This is a genomic window from Paraburkholderia sp. (genome assembly GCF_034668105.1).
In the GTDB taxonomy this organism is placed as follows: domain Bacteria; phylum Pseudomonadota; class Gammaproteobacteria; order Burkholderiales; family Burkholderiaceae; genus Paraburkholderia.
Map to the genome: position 1 here is coordinate 1 of NZ_JAXDPY010000297.1, position 5,683 is coordinate 5,683.

The 5,683-nt window shown below is 63.5% G+C and carries 2 protein-coding genes and 2 pseudogenes; 3 read left to right on the forward strand and 1 reads right to left on the reverse strand.

Features of this window, described 5'->3' with window-relative positions; genetic code table 11:
* The 3 genes and pseudogenes from QOC89_RS13520 to QOC89_RS13530 all read left to right on the forward strand — a co-directional run.
* A pseudogene (locus QOC89_RS13520) lies at positions 1–354 on the forward strand (efflux RND transporter periplasmic adaptor subunit); the annotation flags it as partial.
* Entirely contained in the window at positions 351–3,479 is a 3,129-nt protein-coding gene (locus tag QOC89_RS13525; protein WP_323045473.1) for an efflux RND transporter permease subunit, read from the forward strand. The pseudogene QOC89_RS13520 and the gene QOC89_RS13525, both read left to right, overlap by 4 nt.
* A gap of 4 nt (positions 3,480–3,483) precedes the next feature.
* Positions 3,484–4,995, forward strand: a complete 1,512-nt coding sequence (locus QOC89_RS13530) for an efflux transporter outer membrane subunit (RefSeq protein WP_323045474.1) — start codon at positions 3,484–3,486, stop codon at positions 4,993–4,995.
* Between the two features lie 490 nt (positions 4,996–5,485).
* Here the strand turns inward: QOC89_RS13530 and QOC89_RS13535 are convergent.
* Positions 5,486–5,683, reverse strand: a pseudogene (locus QOC89_RS13535) (hypothetical protein); the annotation flags it as partial.

The window sequence follows — 5,683 nt, forward strand, 5'->3', positions numbered from 1 at the left end:
TCGGCTGCCAACCCTGCTGGCAATTCAGCTGCGAGCCAGCCGAGTGCCTTCACCGTACCGGCCACCGCGCTGTTTCACGACGGCACGCAGCCGGCCGTGTGGGTCGTGCGTCCAGCGGAGAATGCGCCGGGCGTCGGTACGCCGGGCGTCGGTACTCCGGGCGTCGGCACGCCTGGCGTCGGCACGTTGGAACTGCGCCGCGTGACGGTCACGCGCTATAACGAGCGCACGATCGTGATCGGCCAGGGGCTCAAGGACGGTGACCGCGTCGTGCTGCAAGGCGTGCATACCGTGACCGCCGGTGAAAAAGTCCACGTGATCCCGCCGCTGCATCCCGAGGACTTCGCTTCATGAGCACCACGCATGAAGAAGGACGCTTCAACCTGTCCGCATGGGCGCTGCGCCACCAGGCGCTGGTGGTTTTCCTGATCGCGCTCGCCACCGCGTTCGGCGTCCTCGCCTATACGCGTCTGGCCCAATCCGAAGACCCGCCCTTCACGTTCCGCGTGATGGTGATCCGCACCTTCTGGCCCGGCGCGACCGCGCGCCAGGTGCAGGAACAGGTCACCGACCGCATCGGCCGGAAGCTGCAGGAAACGCCCGCCATCGATTTCGTGCGCAGTTACTCGCGGCCCGGCGAATCGTTGATGTTCTTTTCGATGAAAGACTCGGCCCCGGTCAAGGACGTGCCCGAAACCTGGTATCAGGTGCGCAAGAAAGTCGGCGACATCGCGGCGACCTTGCCGCAAGGCATTCAGGGCCCGTTCTTCAACGACGAATTCGGCGACGTCTACACCAACATCTGGACGCTCGAAGGCGACGGCTTTTCCGCCGCGCAACTGCACGACTATGCGGACCAGTTGCGCACGGTGCTGCTGCGCGTGCCGGGCGTCGGCAAGGTCGACTATTTCGGCGACCCGGATCAGCACATCTACATCGAGATCGCCAACACGCAACTCACGCGCCTCGGCATCTCGCCGCAGCAACTCGGCCAGGCGATCAATTCGCAGAACAGCGTCGCGCCGGCGGGTACCTTGACCACCGCCGACGACCGCGTGTTCGTGCGCCCCACCGGTCAGTTCCAGGACGTCAATGCGCTCGCCGACACGCTGATCCGCATCAACAACCGCTCGTTCCGTCTCGGCGACATCGCGACCATCAAGCGTGGTTACGACGACCCGGTCGCGACGCAAATGCGTTCCGGCGGCAAGGCGGTGCTCGGCATCGGCGTCACGATGCAGCCTGGCGGCGACGTGATCCGTCTGGGCAAGGCCCTCGATCAGGAGACCGTCAAGCTGCGGGCCTCCCTGCCCGCCGGTTTGCACCTGGTCGAAGTGTCGAGCATGCCGCATGCCGTGGCGCTTTCGGTCGACGACTTTCTCGAGGCCGTCGCCGAGGCCATTGCGATCGTGCTGGTGGTCAGCCTGTTGTCGCTGGGCGTGCGCACCGGCATGGTGGTCGTGATCTCGATACCGGTCGTGCTCGCCGTCACGGCGCTGTGTATGTATCTGTTCGATATCGGCCTGCACAAGGTGTCGTTGGGCACGCTCGTGCTGGCTTTAGGGCTGCTGGTGGACGACGCGATCATCGCCGTCGAAATGATGTCGGTGAAACTCGAGCAAGGCTGGAACCGCACGCGCGCGGCCGCCTTTGCGTACACCAGTACCGCGTTTCCGATGCTGACCGGGACGCTCGTGACCGTGTCCGGCTTCCTGCCGATTGCGTTGGCGAAGTCGAGTACCGGCGAATACACGCGCTCGATCTTCGAAGTGTCGGCGATCGCGCTGATCGCGTCGTGGCTCGCGGCCGTGGTGCTGATTCCGTTGCTCGGCTATCACATGTTGCCGGAGCGCAAACGTCAGGCACACGAAGCGGACGATCACGAACACGACATCTACGACACCCGTTTTTACAAGCGCTTGCGTGGCTGGGTCGGCTGGTGCATCGAACGACGTTTCGTCGTGCTGGCGATTACCATCGTGCTGTTCGTTCTGGCCATGGCAGGCTTCACGCTGGTGCCGCAACAGTTCTTCCCGAGCTCGGACCGTCCCGAGTTGCTGGTGGATGTGCGCTTGCCCGAAGGCGCTTCATTCGACGCGACATTGCGGCAGGCAGAGCGGTTGGAAAAAGCACTGGTGGGCCGTCCGGAAATCGATCATACGGTGGACTTCGTGGGCACCGGCGCGCCGCGTTTCTATCTGCCGCTCGACCAGCAATTGCCGCAGCCCAATTTCGCGCAGTTCGTGATCACGGCGAAATCGGTGAAGGATCGCGAGAAACTCGCGCAGTGGCTCGAGCCGGAATTGCGCAACAACTTCCCGGCGATTCGCACGCGCCTGTCGCGTCTCGAGAACGGGCCGCCGGTCGGCTATCCCGTGCAGTTTCGCGTCAGCGGCGACGATATCGCCACCGTCCGGTCGATCGCCGAGCGCGTGGCCGCAACCATGCGCGCCGACCACGGCACCCGCAACGTCCAGTTCGACTGGGATGAGCCCGCCGAGCGCTCGGTGCGCTTCGAAGTCGACCAGAAGAAAGCGCGCGAACTCGGCGTGAGCTCAGAAGACATCTCGAGCTTCCTCGCGATGACACTCTCCGGCTACACCGTCACCCAGTATCGCGAGCGCGACAAGCTGATCAGCGTCGACCTGCGCGCGCCCAAAGCGGAACGCGTCGACCCCGCGCACCTCGTCACGCTGGCCATGCCGACGCCGAACGGGCCGGTTCCACTTGGCACGCTGGGCCATTTGCGTGACGACCTCGAATACGGCGTGATCTGGGAACGCGACCGGCAACCCACGATCACCGTGCAATCCGACGTTGCGCCCGGCGCGCAAGGGATCGACGTCACGCACGCCGTCGACAATGCCTTGAGCCAGATTCGCGCCACGCTGCCGGTCGGCTACCGGATCGAAATCGGCGGCTCGGTCGAGGAAAGCGGCAAGGGTCAAACATCGATCAACGCGCAAATGCCGATCATGATCATCGCCGTCCTGACGCTGCTGATGATCCAGCTGCAGAGTTTCGCGCGCGTGCTGATGGTTGTGCTGACCGCGCCGCTCGGCCTGATCGGCGTGGTCATCACGCTGCTGCTGTTCGGCCAGCCGTTCGGCTTTGTCGCGATGCTCGGCGTGATCGCGATGTTCGGCATCATCATGCGCAACTCGGTGATTCTGGTCGATCAGATCGAGCAGGACATTGCTGCGGGGCATAAGCGCTTCGACGCGATCGTCGGCGCGACGGTGCGGCGCTTCCGGCCGATCACGCTGACCGCGGCAGCGGCCGTGCTCGCGCTGATTCCGCTGTTGCGTTCGAACTTCTTCGGCCCGATGGCGACCGCGCTAATGGGTGGCATTACCAGCGCGACGATCCTCACGTTGTTCTACCTGCCGGCCCTGTACGCCATGTCGTTCAGAGTGCGTGCCGACGAGCGCGAGCCGCGGCCGCCGTCCGTTTCCGGCACGACGCATACGGGGAATTGAGATGATGGTTAACTTTGCAATCCCTCGACAACTGCGCCTCACACTTGCCGGCGCCGCCGCGCTGGCGTTGGCCGCCTGCTCGTTCGGCCCGAACGGCGCGCCGCCCGCCATGCCGCAACCGGCGCACTATGGCGCCGAGGCGCAGCCGACGCAAACCGTGCCCGCACAGGGCGTCACCCAGCAATTCGTGGTCGGCGCCAAGCCCGTGCCCGAATGGTGGAAGCTGTATCAATCGGATGCGTTGAACGCGCTGGTCGACGAAGGCTTACGCAACAGCCCGACGCTCGCCGCCACCGACAAGAGCCTTGCCGCTGCGCGCGAGCAGTTGCGCGCGCAGATCGGCAGTTCGCTGCTGCCGACCATCGACGCCGGTGGCCAGGTGACCCGCAACCGCGCGCTGGCGATACCGGAGATCGGACCCAACACGTTTCTGTACAACGTCTTCGTGGGCCAGTTGCAAGCGCACTACACGTTCGACCTGTTCGGCGCCGCGCGTCTCGCCGATGCGGCGCTCGCTGCGCGCGTAAATGTGCAGGCCTATCAGTTCGATGCCGCGCGCCGGGCGCTGGCCGCCAACATCGTGACGGCGGCAATTACGAGCGCGGCGCTGCGTGCGCAGATCGACACGACCGAGCGGCTGGTGACGATTGCCAACGATCAGGCGCGCGACACGCAACGGCGCTACGCATTGGGCGCGGTCTCGCACGCCGATCAGTTGAGCGCGCAACAGAGTGCGGCGAGTCTGTCCGCGAGTTTGCCCGGTTTGAAGCAGCAATGGCTGACGACGCGTCATGCTCTGGCCGTGCTGCTCGGCCGCACGCCGGACGCGGCGCCCGACGACCTCGATCTCGCGCAACTGCATGTGCCTGAGCAAGTGCCGGTTGTGGTGCCATCCGAATTGCTGCGCTCGCGGCCCGACATTCAGGCCGCGGACGCCGCGTTGAAAGCCGCCGCGGCCGATGTCGGCGTGGCGACCGCGCAGATGTTCCCGAGTCTTTCGCTGAGTGCATCGATGGGACAAGGCGGCTTTAGCTGGCCGGTGGCGCTGTCCGGCGCGGGGGCGATCTGGAGTATTGGCGCGTCTTTATCACAACCGCTGTTTCATGGCGGCGCATTGTTCGCGCAGCGCCGCGCGGCGATGGACACGTATGACGCCACGGTTTCGCAGTACAAGCAAACCGTGCTGGCCGCATTCCAGAACGTCGCCGACACGCTTGCAGCGTTGCAGCACGACACGCAAGCGCTCGACGCGGCGAATATTGCCGCGCGCTCGGCGCAGGGAATTTTCGACGAGACCTCGGGACGCTACCGGCTAGGTGCGTTGCCGATTGCGTCGACGCGCTCGAGCGAACAGCAGTTTCGTAACGCGCAGCTCGATGAGATTCGCTATACGAGTGCGCGGCTGACGGACACTGCGGCCTTGTTCCAGGCGATGGGGAATCCACCGGTGGAATCGGAGCCGTCTGTGGCGGCGGCGCCGGCAGTTTCTGCGACGAAGGTGGATGCTTCCGACTAAACCTGGATTCCGTACTGATGGGTGCGGACTTATCCCCAGTTAATGTTGATGAGGCTGTTGAAAACTATCTGACAAGCGGGCTAACACGTTGATCGCGCTGTGATTTTTGGGTGCGGTGCGGAATGAACCATGGGGCGCTTCTGGGTGCTGGATTCGTCTGGAATGAGCTGTTGGCATGTCTCAATGTTATCCCCAGTTTATGTTGACAGGGTTGTTGATAACTCTGGGGCTACGGGCTTAAGTGCTTGATACAGATCGGGTTGTTGCCCGCGGTGCGGAGGGATGCAAGGGTGAGCGGCCTAGCCGCTCGGGGCGATGGGTGCTCGAAAGATGTGCCGCGGTTGCGTGGCTTATCCACAGATTTTGTTTATAGGCTTGTTGATAATGCCTGGATATTGCGGGTAAGTGCTGGAGAGTTCGAGGGTTTTGCGCGTAGCGCGGGGATTTGGTTTTTTTGCCTGCGCGGCGCTTGATTGGTTGTTCTGTTTGCCTACGGCGGTGGGCTTTCCTTGCTCTGGGTTTTTTTGGCCTTTCCTTGAACTGGCTCCTTGGCATTTGGTTGATCTGGCTCTTTGGCCTTTCCTTGATTTCTTATTGGTCTATTAGCGTCGCCCCTGTGCGGGGCGGCACTTACTTTCTTTGCCGCGGCAAAGAAAGATAAGCAAAGAAAGCCGCTCAACCCGCTAAC

What these genes read in the sequence shown, in the direction of transcription:
- QOC89_RS13525 (WP_323045473.1), top strand. Translation starts at nt 351, where the DNA reads ATGAGCACCACGCATGAAGAAGGACGCTTCAACCTGTCCGCATGGGCG.
- QOC89_RS13530 (WP_323045474.1), top strand. Translation starts at nt 3,484, where the DNA reads ATGGTTAACTTTGCAATCCCTCGACAACTGCGCCTCACACTTGCCGGC.